18 protein-coding genes and 1 pseudogene are annotated in these 20,139 nt (G+C 36.4%); 16 read left to right on the top strand and 3 right to left on the bottom strand.

Annotated features, from left to right (window positions below; all coding sequences use genetic code 11):
• Positions 1–41 precede the first annotated feature (41 nt).
• Entirely contained in the window at positions 42–986 is a 945-nt protein-coding gene (gene yhaM, locus B5P42_RS07775) for a 3'-5' exoribonuclease YhaM (RefSeq protein WP_002011096.1), read from the top strand.
• Between the two features lie 354 nt (positions 987–1,340).
• On the opposite strand, the gene B5P42_RS07780 is transcribed toward yhaM, so the two are convergent.
• Positions 1,341–1,520, bottom strand: coding sequence for a DUF4177 domain-containing protein (locus B5P42_RS07780; protein WP_000272495.1), 180 nt, complete (start codon positions 1,518–1,520; stop codon positions 1,341–1,343).
• A gap of 642 nt (positions 1,521–2,162) precedes the next feature.
• Here B5P42_RS07780 and B5P42_RS07785 point away from each other — a divergent pair.
• The 15 genes and pseudogenes from B5P42_RS07785 to B5P42_RS07855 all read left to right on the top strand — a co-directional run bounded on the left by B5P42_RS07785 (position 2,163) and on the right by B5P42_RS07855 (position 16,400).
• A complete protein-coding gene (locus B5P42_RS07785; protein ID WP_113733945.1) occupies positions 2,163–3,107 on the top strand; it encodes a ring-cleaving dioxygenase in 945 nt (314 codons plus the stop codon).
• A 44-nt stretch (positions 3,108–3,151) separates the two neighbouring features.
• Complete coding sequence (locus B5P42_RS07790) at positions 3,152–4,129, top strand: ring-cleaving dioxygenase (RefSeq protein ID WP_113733946.1); 978 nt, start codon at positions 3,152–3,154, stop codon at positions 4,127–4,129.
• Positions 4,130–4,385: 256 nt separating this feature from the next.
• Positions 4,386–5,474 carry a response regulator aspartate phosphatase gene (locus tag B5P42_RS07795; protein ID WP_113733947.1) on the top strand — a complete coding sequence of 363 codons (1,089 nt, stop codon included), beginning with the start codon at positions 4,386–4,388 and terminating at the stop codon, positions 5,472–5,474.
• Positions 5,474–5,713 (top strand): hypothetical protein, encoded by a 240-nt coding sequence (locus B5P42_RS07800; RefSeq protein WP_113733948.1) that lies wholly within the window; start codon positions 5,474–5,476, stop codon positions 5,711–5,713. Before B5P42_RS07795 ends, B5P42_RS07800 begins: the two co-directional genes overlap by 1 nt.
• A 239-nt stretch (positions 5,714–5,952) precedes the next feature.
• Positions 5,953–6,825, top strand: a complete 873-nt coding sequence (locus B5P42_RS07805; protein WP_113733949.1) for an alpha/beta fold hydrolase — start codon at positions 5,953–5,955, stop codon at positions 6,823–6,825.
• A gap of 77 nt (positions 6,826–6,902) precedes the next feature.
• On the top strand, positions 6,903–7,103 hold the full coding sequence (locus B5P42_RS07810) for a sporulation YhaL family protein (protein ID WP_002087191.1): 201 nt from the start codon (positions 6,903–6,905) through the stop codon (positions 7,101–7,103).
• 193 nt (positions 7,104–7,296) lie between these two features.
• On the top strand, positions 7,297–8,148 hold the full coding sequence (locus B5P42_RS07815; protein WP_000554485.1) for a DUF2935 domain-containing protein: 852 nt from the start codon (positions 7,297–7,299) through the stop codon (positions 8,146–8,148).
• A gap of 340 nt (positions 8,149–8,488) precedes the next feature.
• Positions 8,489–8,937 (top strand): annotated as a pseudogene (locus B5P42_RS07820) (helix-turn-helix domain-containing protein).
• 90 nt (positions 8,938–9,027) lie between these two features.
• The gene (glpP, locus tag B5P42_RS07825) at positions 9,028–9,588 is read left to right on the top strand and encodes a glycerol uptake operon antiterminator GlpP (RefSeq protein WP_000394293.1); all 561 of its coding nucleotides are present in this window, start codon (positions 9,028–9,030) and stop codon (positions 9,586–9,588) included.
• A 228-nt stretch (positions 9,589–9,816) separates the two neighbouring features.
• Positions 9,817–10,638: a glycerol uptake facilitator protein GlpF gene (gene glpF, locus B5P42_RS07830; protein WP_002030197.1), complete on the top strand. Its 822-nt coding sequence runs from the start codon at positions 9,817–9,819 to the stop codon at positions 10,636–10,638.
• Between the two features lie 12 nt (positions 10,639–10,650).
• The gene (glpK, locus tag B5P42_RS07835; RefSeq protein WP_002011107.1) at positions 10,651–12,141 is read left to right on the top strand and encodes a glycerol kinase GlpK; all 1,491 of its coding nucleotides are present in this window, start codon (positions 10,651–10,653) and stop codon (positions 12,139–12,141) included.
• 133 nt (positions 12,142–12,274) lie between these two features.
• On the top strand, positions 12,275–13,957 hold the full coding sequence (gene glpD, locus B5P42_RS07840; RefSeq protein ID WP_113733950.1) for an aerobic glycerol-3-phosphate dehydrogenase: 1,683 nt from the start codon (positions 12,275–12,277) through the stop codon (positions 13,955–13,957).
• A gap of 233 nt (positions 13,958–14,190) precedes the next feature.
• On the top strand, positions 14,191–14,724 hold the full coding sequence (locus B5P42_RS07845; RefSeq protein WP_113733951.1) for a sigma-70 family RNA polymerase sigma factor: 534 nt from the start codon (positions 14,191–14,193) through the stop codon (positions 14,722–14,724).
• A gap of 4 nt (positions 14,725–14,728) precedes the next feature.
• A complete protein-coding gene (locus B5P42_RS07850) occupies positions 14,729–15,136 on the top strand; it encodes a PadR family transcriptional regulator (RefSeq protein WP_113733952.1) in 408 nt (135 codons plus the stop codon).
• A 7-nt stretch (positions 15,137–15,143) separates the two neighbouring features.
• Positions 15,144–16,400, top strand: coding sequence for an FtsW/RodA/SpoVE family cell cycle protein (locus B5P42_RS07855; RefSeq protein ID WP_113733953.1), 1,257 nt, complete (start codon positions 15,144–15,146; stop codon positions 16,398–16,400).
• A 6-nt stretch (positions 16,401–16,406) separates the two neighbouring features.
• Here the strand turns inward: B5P42_RS07855 and helD are convergent, their stop codons facing one another.
• Together helD and prsA are read right to left on the bottom strand one after the other, a co-directional pair.
• Positions 16,407–18,743 (bottom strand): RNA polymerase recycling motor HelD, encoded by a 2,337-nt coding sequence (gene helD, locus B5P42_RS07860; RefSeq protein ID WP_113733954.1) that lies wholly within the window; start codon positions 18,741–18,743, stop codon positions 16,407–16,409.
• A 341-nt stretch (positions 18,744–19,084) separates the two neighbouring features.
• Positions 19,085–19,942: a peptidylprolyl isomerase PrsA gene (gene prsA / locus B5P42_RS07865; RefSeq protein ID WP_113733955.1), complete on the bottom strand. Its 858-nt coding sequence runs from the start codon at positions 19,940–19,942 to the stop codon at positions 19,085–19,087.
• Positions 19,943–20,139 lie beyond the last annotated feature (197 nt).

Genomic DNA, 20,139 nt, shown 5'->3' on the forward strand with positions numbered 1-20,139 from the left:
TATGCTATACTAAAAGTAACTGATTTGGTGGAGGAATTCGAATGAAAAAGAAAATTGTAGAATATGAAGTTGGTGAACAAGTCGATGTTTTCTTGTTAATTAAAACAGCGACAAAAGGTCTCGCAAGCAATGGCAAGCCGTTTTTAACAGTAATCTTACAAGATCCAAGTGGAGATATTGAAGCAAAGCTATGGGACGTATCGCCAGAAGTTGAGAAACAATATGTAGCGGAAACAATCGTTAAAGTAGCTGGAGATATTCTAAACTATAAAGGACGTATTCAATTACGTGTGAAACAAATTCGTGTTGCGAATGAGAATGAAGTAACAGACATCTCAGACTTTGTAGAAAAAGCTCCAATAAAAAAAGAAGATATGGTTGAGAAAATTACGCAATACATATTTGAAATGAGAAACCCGAACATACAGCGTCTAACAAGACATTTGTTAAATAAGCATCAAAACGAATTTTTAGAATATCCAGCAGCGACGAAAAATCATCACGAGTTCGTATCTGGACTAGCTTACCATGTTGTATCAATGTTAGATTTAGCGAAAGCTATCTCGGCTCTGTACCCATCGTTAGATAAAGACTTACTATATGCGGGCGTTATTTTACACGATCTTGGTAAAGTATTTGAGCTATCTGGACCAATTTCTACGACGTATACGTTAGAAGGAAATTTACTTGGCCACATCTCTATCATGGTGAACGAAATTGGTAAAGCAGCAGACGAACTACAAATCGATGCAGAAGAAGTATTAATTCTTCAGCACATCGTCCTTTCCCATCACGGAAAAGCAGAATGGGGTAGTCCAAAACCACCATTAGTAAAAGAAGCAGAAATTCTGCACTACATCGATAACTTAGATGCAAAAATGAACATGATGGACCGCGCATTAGGACGCACAAAACCAGGTGAATACACTGAGCGTGTCTTTGCACTTGATAATCGTTCATTCTATAAACCGACGTTCCATAATTAATAGTGTGAATTGAATGGCCTCATTAAGTGTTAAAAGCTTAGTGGGGCTGTTTTTGTATTGAAAATGAAATAAAATAGTTAAGAAGTACGCATCGGTGTAACGAAGAACTAATAAAACATATCTTGCCACTAGAATGGGAGCATATCAACTTTTTAGTTGAGTAACGCCAGCATTTCAGAAAAAATACAATAAGCTGTCCATATGGGCAGCTTATTTACATAATTCTCGTTATTGGAAGTTGATTAATATTAGCTTATTTGTCTTATAAGTTAAATGGAGAACAATTAGATTCCCAAATATTTCAGTTCTTTTTGTATGTTATTCAAAGCAAATCCCTCTCGTTCTCGAAAGGGGTTATTTGATTCGTTCGAAGATAATCTCAAAATATTGCGCGTATCCTGCGATTGATGGTGCAAAGATTTGAACAAATTTCCAACCGTCTTCAGCATGTTCGGCAATAATACGCTTATAATCTTCTTTAGGTTCCCCTTTCCAGTTATTAACTTCGACTTTCACGAATTTGTAATCGTACATATCCTTTCCCCCTTTTCCTAATTGTACCATTTCGGAGAATCGATTTGTTATGATTTTTGGATGTATATGGTATTCGCATTCAGTTAATATAACGTAACATTATCGGTAGCAAGGAAAAGGAGGAACCCTGCTCTCACAAGGAACCTCCTTTTTACGTTCTATGGATCTATACATTTTTTTATACATTCCTATCCTGAAGGGGATTTTAAGATTTCTGTTTGTTACTGAATTAGCTGAAAAACTGTATAAAACCTTGCATACTCTTAGCGTATTTTTTTAATGCTGGCGATATCCTACATCCATCAACTTATGAATTTTATAATGTCTCCAAACCGAGAATTTCTTGTGTTTTTAGTCCAAAATTTTATGCAATAAAAAAATATCTCGAATTTGAGATAAATTACTTGCTTTTTAATCACTTGAGATGTAAAGTGATAGTAACGAAATTGATTGAGTCATATGAAGAACATACACTCAGTTGCTTTCGATTTACAAAACAAAGTAACTTATTCAGTAAAAACTAAGATGAATTTACAAAAATATAATGAGAATAAATTGAAAAGCTAAAAACCATATTAGTGGTGGGAAATGTTATTTTTTTAGTTATCACTTGACTAGTAAAATGAAGCGGAGGAATTATCAATGTATGAAATTAAAGGGCATCATCACATTTCAATGGTTACAAAAAACGGAAGTGAGAATAACCATTTTTATAAAAACGTGCTTGGTTTACGCCGTGTGAAAATGACGGTAAACCAAGATGATCCATCCATGTATCATTTATTTTACGGAGATAAAACAGGAAGTCCAGGTACTGAACTATCATTTTTTGAAATGCCTTTAGTAGGAAAAACGTACCGTGGTACGAATGCAATTACGCGAATCGGATTACTCGTTCCTTCAGAGGAAAGCTTACATTACTGGAAAGAACGATTTGAGAAATTTGATGTGAAACATAGTGAAATGACAACATATGCAAATCGTCCTGCTTTGCAATTTGAGGATGCGGAAGGTCTTCGTCTCGTGCTACTCGTTTCAAACGGAGAAAAAGTGGAGCACTGGGAAACGTGGGAGAAATCCGAAGTTCCAGCTGAACATCAAATTCAAGGAATGGGTTCTGTGGAAATGACAGTGCGTAGACTTGATAAACTGGCGAGTACACTTACAGACATATTTGGTTATAAAGAAGTTAGCCGAAGCGACGAAGAAGCGATTTTCCAGTCTATTAACGGAGAAGCCTTCGGAGAAATCGTTGTGAAATATTTAGATGGTCCTACTGAAAAGCCAGGCCGCGGTAGCATTCACCATTTAGCGATTCGCGTGAAAAACAGTGAAGAGCTAGCTTATTGGGAAGAACAGGTAATACAAAAAGGTTTCCATTCTTCAGGCATTATCGACCGTTTCTACTTTAAAAGCTTATACTTCCGTGAATCAAACGGAATCCTATTTGAAATTGCGACAGATGGACCGGGATTTACAGTTGATGGAGATGCAGAGCATTTAGGAGAAAAACTTGATTTACCGCCGTTCTTAGAAGAAAAGCGAGCAGAAATTGAAGCGAAATTAGCACCTATCGAAGAGAAATAATAGAAGAGAAAATATACAATTTAAAACCATTGGAGGAATATAAAATGAACCAATTAAAAGGAATTCACCACGTTACAGCAATTACAAGTAGTGCAGAAAAGAACTATGAATTTTTCACTCACGTTTTAGGAATGCGTCTAGTTAAAAAAACAGTAAACCAAGATGATATTCAAACGTATCATTTATTCTTCGCAGATGATAAAGGTAGTGCAGGAACAGATATGACATTCTTTGATTTCCCAGGTGTTCCAAAAGGAGTACACGGTACAAATGAAATTTCAAAAACTTCATTCCGTGTTCCAACTGATGCAGCATTAGCATATTGGGTGAAACGTTTTGACCGTCTTGAAGTGGAACATACAGGAATTAAAGAGCAATTTGGTAAGAAAACTCTTTCTTTCGTTGATTTTGATGATCAACACTATCAATTAATCTCAGATGAACTTGATAAAGGTGTGGAATCAGGTACACCTTGGCAAAATGGTCCAGTTCCATTAGAATATGCAATTACTGGCTTAGGACCTGTATTTATCCGTATCGCGAACTTCAGTTATTTCAAAGAAGTACTAGAAAAAGTTCTATTATTTAAAGAGATTGCTCAAGAAGGAGAATTCTACTTATTTGAAGTAAACGAAGGTGGAAATGGTGCCTCTGTCATTGTAGAACATAATACGGTTCTTCCTGAAGCACAACAAGGTTTTGGTACAGTGCATCATGCAGCATTCCGTGTAGAGGATCGCGCTGTATTAGAAGAGTGGATTGAGCGACTAAGTCGAGTTGGACTCCCTTCATCTGGTTATGTAAATCGTCACTTCTTTGAGTCATTATACGCAAGAGTTGCGCCGCAAATTTTATTTGAATTTGCAACAGACGGTCCTGGTTTTATGGGAGATGAGCCATACGAAACACTTGGTGAAAAATTATCTTTACCTCCGTTCTTAGAGCCAAAGCGTGAAGAAATCGAAAAATTAGTTCGTCCAATTGATACAGTGAGAAGTACTAAGGAATTTATTAAAGAGTAAAAATAGAGATAATAAGTAGGAGAGCAAGTAGTTTTAGCGGATCGCTGGAACTGCTTGTTTTTTTATTTGGTCTATAAAATTTTCTGAAAAATGTTTCTCAAGTTTTCTAAATAGAAATATTTGGTATAATTAATTTAAATTATAAATTTTCTGACAATTATTTTTCAATACATAGAAAAGGGGTGATAATATACAATTTGAATAATTGTATAAATATCCTAATTTTGTAAGTTTGGAGAAAAGGGGATGCGAAGGTATGGGAACAGATGTAGTAACGAAGGAGCAAATGAAACATTCTTTAGATGATTGGTATCGTGTAATGTTGCAGCAACATATAGAGAAAGCTACGGAAATGAAAGAAGAGATTGATAGTACGATTAGTGGGTTGGACGTGGATCAGGATGTATTGCTTTATCATACATTATTGAATTTTAGATATGATGCATTAGTTGATTGGATTTCAATTAGAGAAGATAGTTTTGATAAAGTGGAATCTTTCGAAATTCCAACAGAAGGCTTTTTAGCTTATTATTATCACTTTTTCAAAGGATTTCATTGTACATTAATTTCAAATTATAGCGAAGCGAAACAACAGTATGAACAAGCTGAGAAGTTATTGAAATATATTGCAGATCCGATAGAACATGCGGAGTTTCATTATCGTTACGGATATCTTTATAATCAATCATATCAACAAATGTTGGCGATTGATCAAATAAAAACAGCAAAAGCGGACTTTGTAAAACAACCAGGTTATGAAATTAATCTCGCGTTGTGCGAAAATATGTTAGGGCTGTGTTATATTGATTTACAACAATTTGAGTTCGCTGAAGAAACATTTAATACAGCATTGAATGTTTTCCAACAAGTTAATCATGAAAAATATATATTAATGGTTAGAAATAATTTAGGTTTATTATACGCGAATCAAAATTTATCTGAGTTAGCTATCCGTCACTTATCAGAGGTAACAAAGAAATCTCCTAATCATTTTCGAGCACTATACTTGGAATCAGACGAATACCTAAAACTAAATGAATTAGAAAAAGTAGAGTCATTAATAAATAAAGGGTTACATATTTGTAATCAGTTAAAAAATCAAGAGTATCAATACCGATTCATGATTTTAAATAAAATGAATGCGACTACTGGTGAGCTTGAAAATGTTGTTTTAGATGCGATTTCTTATTTTGAAAAAGAAGAATTGTTTGATTGTATTCAAGAGTATACAGAACGCTTAGCAGATAAATTTTATTATGAAAACAATCATGAAAAATCTAGCAAATATTATCATATGAGTAAAGAAGCAAGAAAAAAACAAATGATAAAAGGAGCGTTAAAATAATGAAAAAAATTGTATTAACGGTAATAGGGTTCGCATTTACTTTATCTCTAGGATTTCATGATTTTAATTCAGTTGCACTTAATAAAGGTGATGGTGGCGGAGCACCAGCAAGACCAGACTACGTTAATATAGGGGACACGGGAGGAGCACCAGCAAGACCAGACTACATTAATATAGGGGATACAGGTGGAGCACCAGCAGATAATAGAGGCGATGGCGGCGGAGTAAGCCAACTATAATAACAAAGAAAGGGACTTCAACATGAAGTCCTTTTCTTTGTTATTAGGCCATGTAGAGAAAAGAATTGACTTACTTTAAATGTGTAACTATAATAGTTACAAAGTAACCATCACTAATGGCAGTGAGTAATATTTTTTTAGTATAATTGTAACTGTCATGGTTACAATTAAAAACAATCATAAAACAACCAAATAATGTAAAAACTTTAAATAGCAACAAGAGAAAGGAGACGGGAATTTTGAAACGGTTTAAATTTTATTTTATTAGCGGTATTGTTCTTGTTTTATTAATAGTATGTAACTTCGTTGATAAGCCGATTGCGAAGGTTGAAGAAGTGAAAGATACTGTGATGATGAGGCTGAATACGAAAGAGAGTATGGCGCAGATTGATGGGCAGACGATTTATTTTAAGCAACTTGGTGAGGGGAAACCGCCTTTACTTATGCTTCACGGATTTGGTGGTTCTTCAGATGGGTTTAGTGATATTTATCCGGAACTTGTAAAGGACCATACGATTATTGCGGTTGATATTTTAGGGTTTGGGCGTTCTTCTAAGCCAATTGATTTTCAGTATTCGTTTCCTGCGCAAGTGAATTTATATTATAAGTTAATGAAGAAACTCGGATACGATCAATTCGCAGTACTTGGTCATTCGATGGGCGGAGAGATGTCTCTAAATTTAGCGTATTTATATCCGGATGCAGTAACGCATCTCGTTTTAGCGGATTCTACAGGGATAGAGTCTTTCCAGCAAAAAGAAAGTTATGAAGTGCCGCCACTATCGACAGACTTACAAACTGTAACAGAGATTACGGATTATAATAAAAATGAAGTGAAAAATAGTCGCGATGATAAAGAGCATTATGATCAGCTTACGAAAATGAGAGAGCGCCGCATTGCGATGGAAGCAGATAAAATTAAGGTACCGACTTTAATTATATGGGGACGACACGATAAGAGTGTTTCTTGGAAAAATGGTGAACTGTATCATGAGCTATTTGCAAATAGTACGTTTCATATCATTGAAAAAGGATACCATGCACCGTTTCGCCAGGAGCCAATCGAGTTTATGGAATATGTACAAGCGTTCTTCGCGAAGAATCCACAATAAAATTTTAAGCATAAATCCACTTCTTTCCTCATAAAGTGAAACTAATAAGGCTTGTCTAAGGAAAGGGATGAACGAAAGTGGAAACTTTACCATGGTGGATTTATCTTGTAATCATTGGGATCGTATTGAGTGGCTACATGGTTTTATATACTTCGAAAAAAGAGCAAGAGATGGATAATGATTTTATCGAAAAAGAAGGCGAAGTATATATGAAGCGCTTAGAAGAAGAACGAGAGAAACGGAATCAGGATAGTGATAAAGATTCGGTGTTGCTTTAATAGAAATTTTGAAAGGCTACCAACTAGGAGAACTTTATATCTAGGTGGTAGCCTTTTTCTTCTGGGGGAGCAGGTTATATAAATTTAACTTTACATGTATACGAGACTCATCATGAACTTTTATTAATGGTATTTATATATATGTTTCCTCATAAGAATGGAACTAGCGCAGTATCTACAGGGGGGATTAACAATGCATAGGGATGAAACATCATTACATCCTGATACAGGTGTTACATCTGTAATGTTTGTTGAGCGTTCATTAAATGAAATTCGTTTTTGGTCTAGAATCATGAAGGAGCATTCTTTTTTTCTTCGCTTAGGGTTTAGATGCGAGGATACTCAACTAATTGAAGAGGCTAATCAATTTTATCGATTGTTTGAACATATCGAACAAATAGCGCATTCCTATACAAATGAAACAGATCCTGAGCAAATAAAAAGATTTAATTCAGAAGTACAACAAGCCGCAACTAATATTTGGGGATTTAAAAGAAAAATTTTAGGATTAATTCTCACATGTAAATTGCCAGGACAAAATAACTTTCCACTGTTAGTCGACCATACAAGTAGGGAAGCTGACTATTTTAGAAAACGTTTAATACAATTAAATGAAGGGAAATTAGATGCCCTTCCTGATGCTATTATTAAAGAAAATGTTTTCTTTTTAAGGATTATGGCAGACCATGCTAAATTTATTGGTCATCTTCTTGATCCATCGGAAAGAAAGCTTGTAGACACAGCACGGAATTTTAGCAATGATTTTGATGAATTGATGTATCAAGCAATTGACTTAGAATCTATGAAACCACAATCCCAAACAGTCCCTCTTTTAGATCAATTTTTAGATCAAAATCGTGTGTCCGTTACATCTCTTCGGGATTTTAAGAAAACAGCACGTGATTTAATTGAGCAATGTAAAATAAAGAGTATCATTCATCCGTTATTAGCAGACCATGTTTTCCGTGAAGCTGATAGATTTCTTGAAATCATTGATATGTTTGATGTTCATCTTACAAATATTCAATCACAACCTAGATATTAGAAGATAAGGAAAGATAATATTTTACTTTCAGCTGAGAAGTTAACAATTTATTGTTAGCTTCTTTTCTTTTTGATGAAAATGTTTAAAAATGAAACTTTACGTTATTCTTTCTGGAGAATGATAAGAAGGGATGGCGTATTTTTTTATGCTTAATCTAGTCATCCGTTCATTGTATTATTGTTCGGGAAATTATTATAGAAGAAAAATATATGAAATCGACATATTACATAGCGTGCATTACGCTGTAACGCACAAGTTGCACAGGTTACGCAACGATAACTAGCTTTACTCTTCATCATTTATTTGACCATACTAGACATAGAGAGGTGATAAACACAGTATGATTTTTAGTGAACGTTTAAAAGAAGAAAGGGAAAAAAGAAATTGGTCGCAAAATGATTTGGCTGAAAAAATTCATGTAAGTAGGCAGTCTGTTTCGAAATGGGAGACGGGAAAGAACTATCCGAGCATTGAAATTATTATTCATTTAAGTGATCTGTTCGGTATTACAATTGATGAGTTATTGAGGAGTGATGAAGAGTTGACGCAGAAAGTAATTGAAGATAGTAAACAATTAGCGCATCCAAAATGGAAGGTGTTCTTTGATGGTCTATTCATGCTGGGGTATTTTTGTTTATTACAAAAATCGTTGTATGGGCGTTAAATAAGTTTGCAGGAGCAAGCATTACAATTGTCGCAGATGCACCATATGTAATGAATTTTTTACCGCTCCTATTAATGATTATAGGTGGTACGGTTTCTGATAAGTTGAAGAAAATATATAGATAAGAGAAAGATTTGTAAGAAATCCCCTACACTAGCTGTTCTTTTCACCCAAATTGTGTACTATAAAGGATAGATAGGAAGGGGACGTTTAGAATGGAATTTCATGAGCAAAAGATTTTGCCGGCAGTGAGGCAAATTAAAGATTTGGAGAAGCTATTACATAGTTCGTATGAGTATATTGTTATTTTAGATATTCATGTCGGTCAATTGAAGAGTGTTGTGTCGCTCGCGAAGCAGCATAATAAAAAAGTATTTTTACATGTGGATTTGATCCATGGATTACAAAGTGATGGGCATGCGACGGAGTTTTTATGCCAAGAATATAAACCGTACGGGTTATTATCGACAAAGGCGAGCGTAATTATGAAGGCGAAGCAAAAAGGTGTCGTCTCCATTCAACGCATCTTTTTAATTGATTCTAGCGCAATGGAAAAGAGCTGTAATTTGCTAGAAAAGACGAAGCCGGATTATATAGAGGTGCTTCCTGGTGCGTTAACGGGTGTCATTGCTGAGGTGAAAGAGCGTACAGGTGTACCAATTTTAGCAGGTGGTTTTATTCGAACGGTAGAAGACGTTGAAAGAGCGTTAAATGCTGGTGCGACAGCAATTACGACATCGAAAAAAGAACTATGGAAACATTACCAAAAAAAGTGACGAAAATGTGAAAAAAATTCTGTTGACACCGCTTTCATTAAGGGTTAACATTATAGACAAGTTAATAAACGTGACGGAGAAAAGAAGAGATCCACATTTTATTGTTTCTATATATATTATATAGAAGCATGTAAGCTGTGGATCTTTTTCTTTTGAAAAAAACGAATGGCCATTCATTTTACCTCTATCACTTTTCGAAAGCATTTAAATTGATTGTGGAGGGATTTTATGTCAGCATTTTTAGGGGAATTAATAGGGACTGCGTTGTTAATCTTACTTGGTGGCGGTGTTTGCGCTGGTGTAAGTTTAAAGAAATCGTTTGCGAAAGATTCTGGTTGGATTGTAATTACAATGGGTTGGGGTCTAGCGGTTGCTATGGCAGCGTATGCAGTTGGATCAATTAGTGGGGCACATTTGAATCCGGCTTTAACGATAGGACTTGCGTTTAAGGGAGCGTTCCCATGGAGTGATGTACCTATGTATATCGCAGCACAAATGATTGGGGCAATTATCGGGGCAGTTCTTGTATATTTACATTACTTACCACACTGGAAAGAAACAGAAGATCCAGGAACAAAGTTAGGTGTATTTGCAACAGGTCCAGCAATTCCGAATACATTTACAAACCTTTTAAGTGAAATGATTGGAACATTCGTTTTAGTATTTGGTATATTAGCAATTGGAGCAAATAAATTTGCAGATGGTTTAAATCCATTTATCGTAGGTTTCTTAATTGTAAGTATTGGTTTATCATTAGGTGGAACAACAGGATACGCAATCAACCCGGCTCGTGATTTAGGTCCGCGTATTGCACACTTCTTCCTTCCGATTGCAGGAAAGGGCGGTTCAAACTGGAAGTATGCATGGATCCCAGTAGTTGGTCCAATTCTAGGTGGATCACTTGCAGGATTATTCCATCAAGTTGTATTTGAAGGAAAACAAAATTCAGCACTTATTTATGTGATTATTACAACTGTGATTGTACTAGCAATCTCTTATATGACAAGTAAAAAAAGTGGAGCTACTACAAATAGTAGAAAAGTAGCATAGGGGGAAACTGATATGAAAAAATATATTCTTTCATTAGACCAAGGAACAACAAGCTCACGCGCAATTCTTTTCAATAAAGAAGGAAAAATCGTTCATTCAGCTCAAAAAGAGTTTACACAACATTTTCCAAAGCCAGGCTGGGTTGAGCATAATGCACAAGAAATTTGGGGATCTATTTTAGCGGTTATCGCAACTTGCTTAAGTGAAGCAGATGTGAAGCCAGAACAAATCGCTGGTATCGGTATTACGAACCAACGTGAAACAGCGGTTGTATGGGATAAAACGACTGGAAAACCAATTTATAACGCAATCGTATGGCAATCTCGTCAAACAGTTGAAATCTGTGATGAGTTAAAAGAAAAAGGTTATAGCGAGATGGTTCGCGAAAAAACAGGTCTTTTAATTGATGCATACTTCTCTGGTACGAAAGTAAAATGGATTTTAGATAACGTTGAAGGTGCAAGAGAAAAAGCAGAAAACGGCGAGTTATTATTCGGAACAATTGATACATGGCTTGTATGGAAATTGTCTGGCGGTAAAGCGCACATAACAGATTACTCAAATGCATCACGCACATTAATGTTTAACATTCACGACTTACAGTGGGATGATGAGCTTCTAGACATGTTAACAGTACCAAAGAGCATGCTTCCAGAAGTACGTCAATCATCTGAAATATATGGAGAAACAATTGATTATCACTTCTTCGGTCAAAATGTACCGATCGCAGGTGTAGCTGGTGACCAGCAAGCAGCATTATTTGGACAAGCTTGTTTCGGTGAAGGTATGGCGAAGAACACTTACGGAACTGGTTGTTTCATGTTAATGAACACAGGCGAAAAAGCAGTAGCTTCTGAGCATGGCCTATTAACAACAATTGCATGGGGTTTAGATGGTAAAGTGAATTACGCATTAGAAGGAAGTATTTTCGTAGCTGGTTCTGCAATTCAGTGGTTACGTGACGGACTGCGTATGTTTAAAGATGCGAGCGAGAGCGAAGTGTACGCTAGCCGTGTTGAATCAACTGAAGGTGTATACATAGTACCGGCATTCGTAGGACTAGGTACACCGTATTGGGATAGTGAAGTACGCGGCGCTATGTTTGGTGTAACACGCGGTACGACGAAAGAGCATTTCATTCGTGCAACGCTAGAATCTTTAGCATACCAAACGAAAGATGTACTATGCGCAATGGAAGCAGATTCAGGTATTGAACTAAATACATTACGCGTTGATGGCGGAGCAGTTAAAAATAACTTCTTAATGAAGTTCCAAAGTGATATTTTAGACGTTCCTGTAGAGCGTCCAGTGATCAATGAAACGACAGCTTTAGGTGCAGCATACTTAGCTGGTCTTGCGGTTGGATACTGGAAAAACCAAGATGAAATTAAAGCACAGTGGCATATGGACAAACGCTTTGAACCAACGATGGAAGCGGAAACAAGCGAAGAGCTATATGCTGGATGGAAAAAAGCAATTGAAGCAACTAAAGCTTTCAAATAATCATAAACAGTGTTATAATGATGACAAGTTAATAATTCGGTAGGAGATTTGGAGAGACCACAACACGCTATAGAGGCGAAATCTATAGCGGAGCTTGTGGTCTCTTTTTTCGTTATCAAAGGGAGGAATTACCATGAAATTTTCAAGTAAACAACGTAAAGACGTATTAAATGGAGTAAATAAACAAGAGTTAGATGTGATCGTAATTGGTGGAGGTATTACTGGTTCTGGTATTGCATTAGATGGGGCAACACGCGGTTTATCAACGATTGTGTTTGAAATGCAGGACTTTGCAGCAGGTACATCAAGTCGTTCAACGAAACTTGTACACGGCGGTTTACGTTATTTAAAACAACTTGAAGTGAAAATGGTAGCAGAGGTGGGGAAAGAGCGTGCGATCGTATATGAGAACGGTCCCCATGTAACAACACCGGAGTGGATGTTACTTCCGTTCCATACAGGCGGCACGTTCGGGTCATTCAGTACATCAATTGGTCTTCGTGTATACGACTTCTTAGCAGGTGTAAAACGAAGCGAGCGCAGAAAGATGTTTAACCGTGAAGAAACGCTAAATAAAGAGCCTCTTGTAAAACAAGAAGGATTAAAAGGCGGCGGTTACTACGTAGAATATCGTACAGACGATGCGCGTCTTACAATTGAAGTAATGAAAGAAGCGATTGAACATGGTGCGAAAGCTGTTAACTACGCAAAAGTAGACAGTTTCTTATATAAAGATGGAAAAGTATGCGGTGTACGTGTAATCGATTTACTAGACGGAGAAGTGTATGAAGTTTACGGTAAGAAAATTGTAAACGCAGCTGGTCCTTGGGTAGATACACTTCGTGAAAAGGATAACTCTAAAAAAGGGAAAGTACTTCAGTTATCAAAAGGTGTGCATTTAGTAATTGACCAAAAACGTTTCCCATTAGGGCAAGCAATTTACTTTGATACACCAGATAAACGTATGGTGTTCGCGATTCCTCGCGAAGGAAAAACGTACGTAGGTACAACAGATACGTTCTATGATAAAGACGCAGCTGTACCACACATGACAACAGAAGATCGCACATATATTATTAATGCGATTAATTACATGTTCCCAAGCGTGAAAATTACAGAAAAAGATGTGGAATCAAGCTGGGCTGGTGTACGTCCGCTAATTTATGAAGAAGGTAAGAATGCATCTGAAATTTCTCGTAAAGATGAAATTTGGACTTCTGAATCTGGTTTAATTACAATCGCGGGCGGTAAATTAACAGGATACCGCAAAATGGCTGAAATGGTAGTAGACTACGTAACGAATCTATTACAAAAAGAAGGCCATAGCGCATATAAGAAGAGCGATACGAAACATATGCCAATCTCTGGTGGTCATGTAAGTGGTTCGCACGGATTCCCGGCATTTGTTGCGAGAAAAGCAGGCGAAGGTACGAAATATGGTTTAACGACAGCACAAGCGGAAAAATTCGCGAAATTCTACGGCTCTAACGTTGACGTACTGTTTGACTTAGCGAAAAAACATAAAGACGAAGCGAAAGAATACAACATGCCGCTAGACGTTCTAATCCCGCTTGTATACGCAATGGATTACGAAATGACAGCGAAACCAGTTGACTTCTTCGTACGCCGCAGAGGCGCTGTATTCTTCAACATCCACTGGGTATACGAGTGGAAAGAAGCAGTAATCAACTACATGGCTGCGAAACTAGGCTGGAGCAAAGAAGAGCAAATGAAATACACAGCTGAATTAGAAAAAGCGTTAAGCGATGCTGTAATTCCTGTAGATCAACAAGAGCAAGCAGCTGCTTTAGCGTAAAATAGAGAACCACCTGAAGGGGAGCCTTTAGGTGGTTTTTTGTTTTATTATGAATGCGCTAAAATCTCAACTAAAGTGTTGTATCATAATAAAAGGTTTATTCTTCGTAAAGAGAATTAAGTTTGAAATAAAGGTTTAACAAAACGGTATGGACATTTCCAACCGTTTTTTTATGAATTTATAAAACTTTTCCATACAGTGCGTCGTCTAATAAATGGGAAGGAGGAAATGATGTGGATGAATTAACGGTAGAAGCGTTTGAAATAGAAGATAAGGAACTCCTTATCGATGAAATAATGAACAAGTATGGACAAGAAGTCTTACAGCTTGTGTATTCATATGTGAATAATAAAGAAGTCGCTGAGGATTTAACGCAAGATATATTTGTGAAATGTTATAAATCTCTTCATACATACAAAGGGAAATCGAATGTGAAAACGTGGTTGTGGAGAATTGCGATTAATCAATGTAAGGACTACATAAAAAGTTGGTATAACAAAAAGGTGATCGTGACAGAGGGTGAAGCTGCTTATATTGGGGTTCAAAATGATAGTGTCGAACAAACTGTTATTCAAAATGCGAAGGACCGTGAACTGGCTTCTGCAGTAATGAATTTACCGATAAAATATCGAGAAGTCATTTATCTATTTTATTATGAAGAACTATCAATTAAAGAGATTGCTATTGTAATAGAAGTGAAAGAAAACACGATAAAAACGAGACTGAAAAAAGCGAAGGAGCTTTTGAAGAAAGGATTGGAGGAATAATCAAATGGAAGATCGATTAAAAGGCCTGCGAAAATCAATGGAGAATACAACGTTTAAACATTTGAATTTTTCTGATCAACACCGAAAGCGGGTGCGCGAAAAAATCAATGCATCACACGAAAAGGAAGAGGACATCTCGTTAGCGATTTTACAACTCCTCAGTAATGAAAAAACAGGATACGAATTGTCACAGCTACTACGAGGGAGAGGGATTCGAAAATTCGAAGGGAATGAAGGGTTTTTATATACTGTATTACATCGTCTAGAACAGAATCGTTTTATCCAATCAAGTTGGGATCATTCAGGAGCTAAATATTATCAATTAAATGATAAAGGAAACAAGATGTTGCGAAAGGCAGAAAAAAATACTACGAAGGTACAATTTATATTAAAAGACTTAGTACAGGAGTGAGGCGAAATTGAATAAAAAAGGGGATCGTTTTGTAAGCGAAGTTACGAATCATATTAAATCAAAAGAAGCAAAGAGCTTTGTAGCAACCGAACTAGATTTTCACTTAAAACAGGCGAAGAACACGTGGATAGAAAAAGGATTAAGTGAGGAAATTGCTGAAAATAAAGCTGTGGAACAAATGGGAAGTCCGATCAAGCTTGGCAGGGAACTTAACAAACTTCATAAGCCAAAGGTTGATTGGTTCTTAATTATTTTATTAGTGGCTGCTATGGGGTTAGGGTTTTTGCCAATAATAGCTCTTGGGCATACGAATGATTTATTAATGAACAAAGTAATTTTTGTTATTCTCGGCATTGCAACAGCTGTTGGGATAATGCTAATTGATTATCGAAAGTTAGAGAGGCTTGGATGGCTGTTTTATACAATCGGAGTACTTATTCTGTTAACGTTAAAATGTTTTCCAAGTGGTTACGTGAATGGGGAAGCGCTCATAAAAATTGGTCCCATCAAAATTGACTGTTTAATGACGATACCATTCTTTTTTCTAGCCTGGGCTTCATTTTTTAATAACAGTAGATTAAAATTTATACATCTTTTCATGCTGTACGTATTTTCTTTATATCTATTTTTAACGACATCAATTCTTTTACCAATTTTCATTTATATTACGATGGTATTTGTTATGCTTTGGTGGAGTAAGTTAGGAAAGAAAACGGCATGGCTCATTACAATGTTACCAATTTGTTTCTTTATTATTAGGGATTTACTTTCCTGGTCTGCCGTAAAAGAATATCGGATAGCTAGAATTTTAGGGTTTTTAAACCCGGAGCATGATCTATGGGATTTACGTTTAAAAGAGGTAATGTCGTCGGCAGGTTGGTTTGGTACATATGGAAATATAAAGTCTATCCCTGCTGCACATACTGATTTTGTATTCGCGAGTTTGACTTACTACTATGGATATGTGCTTGCGCTTGTTCTTGTCTTGATTCTTTCTCTTTTTGCAGTAAGAATAATGAACATAGCTTATAAAATAAATGATGGTTATGGTAAACTGCTTCTCGTTGGCGGAGTGACTCTTTTTGTAGTCCATTTTATTTATAACGTTGGCATGATTTTAGGATTATTGCCACGTGTTTCTATATCATTACCTTTTATTAGCTACGGATTGATACCAGCTCTGTTTCACGCATTTATAATGGGGATTGTGCTGAGTGTATATCGGCGTAAAGATATTTCATTTAGAATGAAAAAAACACCTTGATAAAAATCAAGGTGTTTTCGTTATACATTCAAAACTCTCCGAAGCAGCCCCCGTTACAAAAGGACTAACCTCACCAACGCTATAAAGCTGCAATTCATGCATTGCGCGTGTACAAGCAGTGTAGAACAATCTACGTAGGCTTTCATCACTGTACACATCTTTAGAAGCATCGTAAATAATAACAGCATCAAACTCGATACCCTTCGCTAAATAAGCAGGGATAACGACGATGCCTTGCTCGTACTCGGCTGAGTTACTTTTCACAAGTTTAATATTCTCGATATGACTGAGTGCTTCGTAGGCAGCGGCACTTTCAGCTGCGGATTTACATATAATTGCGATCGTATTGTGCTGTTGTTTTTGTAGTTCAGCAACTTTAGAAGTGATACGATCATGCAGTTCGCTGTAATCAGAAACTTTAGTCACTGTAGGTTTCTCGCCGTCACGTTCAAAGGCGTTAATATTCTTTCCTTCCGGTACGAGATAGCGTGTGAATTCAATAATCGGTTTTGTTGAGCGATAGCTACGAGTTAAGTTGATGCCGTTCGTTTCATCTGGTCCGTATAAGCTAGTAAGTGTATTGAAATTCACTGCTTCACTCGCATGGGCAAATATTGCTTGGTTAAAGTCTCCGAGCACTGTCATTTTTGCGGCAGGGAAGAGACGTTTTAAAAACTCGAACTGAAACGGAGAGTAATCTTGCGCTTCATCTACGAGTATGTGCTTAATTGTTCTGTTCGTTTGGAAGCCTTCAATTAATTCTTTTAAAAGTAAAAATGGAGTCGCATCCTCGTAATGTAGCTTTCCTTCATCTAACATGTTCACAGTTAATGAACAAATTTCGTCCCATTCTTTAGGTTTTTCTCCAGTAACCCATGACGCATCTGTGAAGAGTTGTTTATATATACCTGTGAAATTGATGAAGCGCAGTGTTTGAACGCCTTTACGAAGTGGCTTTAATTTTTTGCGGACAATCATACGTCCGAGTAATTTCGTTTCTTTTTCATAATCATGAAAGGAGTTGTCGTCAAACTCGCCTTTTTTCTGTAAATATTTATAAGCCTTTTGGTATTCATCTTTACTAAGTAATTCGATTTCTTCTTCTACCCACGGCTTTTTCAGTTCTGTTTTTTCAATTGCATCTATTTGTTTGTTTAGCCAATCCGTTAACTTCTCGATTCTATTATGGAAGCGGAGGGAGGAATCAGTATTATAAAATTGCTCTGTAATTTCTTTAGCAGAGGCAATCAGTTTTCCTCTAAATTTCATTCCTCTAAATAGCATGCCTGAAGATTCAAGAGATTGTCTGTATGCTCTAATCATCTCGAAAAATTGAGTAGATGCTTTAAATCGAATGCTCGCATTTCGAGTTTTATAATTTGCGCTATTCGTTTCAGTTAGCATATATTCTAATTGCTCGTAAGGATCCTCAACATCAAATGACTTACTTAGTCTATGGTTTAAATATTCTTGGAATGTAACTTGCTGCATATTTTCTTCGCCGAGTTCTGGCAGTACGTTAGATACGTAGCTGTTGAACATGGAGTTAGGGGAGAAGAGAATGATTTGATCTGCTTTTAGCCATTCGCGATATTTATATAGTAAGTAGGCGATTCGCTGCAGGGCAGCTGACGTTTTACCGCTACCAGCAGCTCCTTGCACGATAAGTAGTCGCCCTTCATCGTGACGGATAATTTCATTTTGCTCGCGCTGAATAGTAGCAACAATACTTTGCATATGTTTATTCGTACCTTTTCCGAGCGCTTGTTGCAGAATTTCATCGCCAATTGTAAGGCTCGTATCGAACATAGAATCAATCTCGCCATTTTGAATAATATATTGTAATTTTTTCTCCACATTGCCGCGGATTACGCCTCCTGGTGTGCTGTACTCAGCCGGTCCTGGTGGATAATCGTAGTAAACACTTGAAATTGGTGCGCGCCAATCGTATATAAGAAAATTTTCTCCGCTTGCATCGGTAAGTGTAGCAACTCCTATATAAATTTGTTCTGCGCCAGATTCTCCTTCTTCTTTGAAATCAATTCGTCCAAAGTAAGGTGCTTTATGCATACGGCGTAATGCAGCAAGTCGATTAAAGGTGTGCTTATGGGTAATTTGTGTTACGGCTAGTGACTGAGCTTGTTGTCTTAAGTTGATAACCGTTTCAAGATAATCGTCAAAAGTATCAGTGTTAACTTTTACATCATCCCAAAAGTGTTTACGAATGTTGATTACTTCTGCCCGGCGTCTGCCAGTTTCGCTTTCCAGTTTATCAATTTGCTGCGTAATCGTTTCGATTACGGTATCTAATCGTTTTTGTTCTTGATCAAGTTTTTTGTTCATGCGGTAAGCACTCCTTTAAAAGTGAAAAATAGAGGTTGACTGAAGATGTGTTTTGGTGTACAATTAAGATACGGATAAATACATTCTACCGTTTTTGACGAATGTGTTTCTGTACTAATTTACCATAGTTTTTTAATTTAATCAATGATAATAAGATAAACCTTGGTTCCGTATGCGGTGGAACTGAGGTTTTTTGTTTTCCTTTTTACAAGGGGAGAGGGGACTCATGTCTGATTTTGTTGGTAAGTCGATATAATTTCATTTAACATAAAATAGGGCTACTTCTTATTTAAAAAGTATTTGCACATACAAAAAAGCTCGGGCTTAGCCCGAGCTTTTCATTATTTTTTAGCGTCAGCTTTTGGTTCTTCGAAAAGATCTTTCAAATCTTTATCGTCAACTTTTACGTCAGCTTTTTTGATTTCTTTCATCATAAGATCGTTCATAAATTGAGCATCTTGCGTTTTTTCTTGAACTACTTCTTTTTTGATGTCAGCTTTTGCTTGATCGAAAGTTTTATCAGCATGAGTATCAGTTACTTTAATGATATGGTAACCATGCTGTGTTTTTACTGGTTCACTTACTTCGTCTTTTTTCAGCTTACGAGCAGCTTCATCGAATTCTTTTACCATTTTATCTGGTCCGAAGAATCCTAAGTCGCCACCTTTTTCTTTTGAACCTGGATCTTCAGAGTACTTTTTCGCTAACTCTTCGAAAGATTTACCTTGTGCAAGTTCTTCTTTCACTTTTTTAGCAGTCTCTTCATCTTTTACAAGAATATGGCTTGCTTTAATTTCTTGCTTATAGTCTTCATATTTTGCTTTTAAGTCTTTATCAGTGATTGATTTTTCAATTGCTTGTTCTTGAGCTAATGAAGCGCGAACGCCATTTTTAACTGTTTCTTCTTTAAGACCTTGTTGTTTCATTAGTGTATCGAATTGGTCACCGACTTGCTTTTTCATTTCATCGAACTTTTTGTCTACTTCTTTTTCATCGACTTTGTAGTTTTTGATAAGTACTTTTTCCATAACCATGTTATTTAGTACTTGTTTACCAGCTTGTGTCTTCATTTGATTGTAGAACTCTTCTTTTGTAATGTCACCAGCTTTAGATGTAACAATTTTGTCTGATGATGATGTTCCACATGCTGATAATGCGATTACACTTGTTGCGGCTAAGGCAAGCATAGCTTTCTTCATTCAATAAACACTCCTACTATTATGTATTTTTAATTTATCCCGCACTAATGAAGAAACGCCTTATGATAGGTTATTTTCGTTCATAAGAGCCCGATTAAGTCTCACTGATGCCTTTGCTTTTTAATATGTAAAAGCACGCTTAACAGGGCTTACCGAGGTTTGAGGATAAAGTTAAGATGCGTGTCATTTATTTCATA

The sequence above is a fragment of the Bacillus sp. SRB_331 genome (assembly GCF_003264175.1).
GTDB lineage: Bacteria > Bacillota > Bacilli > Bacillales > Bacillaceae_G > Bacillus_A > Bacillus_A mycoides.

Bases quoted from the DNA above. Each gene is read 5' to 3' on its own strand.
- B5P42_RS07800 (WP_113733948.1), top strand. From the start codon at position 5,474: ATGAAAAAAATTGTATTAACGGTAATAGGGTTCGCATTTACTTTATCT.
- glpP (WP_000394293.1), top strand. From the start codon at position 9,028: ATGGAATTTCATGAGCAAAAGATTTTGCCGGCAGTGAGGCAAATTAAA.
- glpD (WP_113733950.1), top strand. From the start codon at position 12,275: ATGAAATTTTCAAGTAAACAACGTAAAGACGTATTAAATGGAGTAAAT.
- B5P42_RS07795 (WP_113733947.1), top strand. From the start codon at position 4,386: ATGGGAACAGATGTAGTAACGAAGGAGCAAATGAAACATTCTTTAGAT.
- prsA (WP_113733955.1), bottom strand. From the start codon at position 19,942: ATGAAGAAAGCTATGCTTGCCTTAGCCGCAACAAGTGTAATCGCATTA.
- B5P42_RS07790 (WP_113733946.1), top strand. From the start codon at position 3,152: ATGAACCAATTAAAAGGAATTCACCACGTTACAGCAATTACAAGTAGT.
- B5P42_RS07815 (WP_000554485.1), top strand. From the start codon at position 7,297: ATGCATAGGGATGAAACATCATTACATCCTGATACAGGTGTTACATCT.
- yhaM (WP_002011096.1), top strand. From the start codon at position 42: ATGAAAAAGAAAATTGTAGAATATGAAGTTGGTGAACAAGTCGATGTT.
- helD (WP_113733954.1), bottom strand. From the start codon at position 18,743: ATGAACAAAAAACTTGATCAAGAACAAAAACGATTAGATACCGTAATC.
- glpF (WP_002030197.1), top strand. From the start codon at position 9,817: ATGTCAGCATTTTTAGGGGAATTAATAGGGACTGCGTTGTTAATCTTA.
- B5P42_RS07850 (WP_113733952.1), top strand. From the start codon at position 14,729: ATGGAAGATCGATTAAAAGGCCTGCGAAAATCAATGGAGAATACAACG.
- B5P42_RS07785 (WP_113733945.1), top strand. From the start codon at position 2,163: ATGTATGAAATTAAAGGGCATCATCACATTTCAATGGTTACAAAAAAC.
- B5P42_RS07780 (WP_000272495.1), bottom strand. From the start codon at position 1,520: ATGTACGATTACAAATTCGTGAAAGTCGAAGTTAATAACTGGAAAGGG.
- glpK (WP_002011107.1), top strand. From the start codon at position 10,651: ATGAAAAAATATATTCTTTCATTAGACCAAGGAACAACAAGCTCACGC.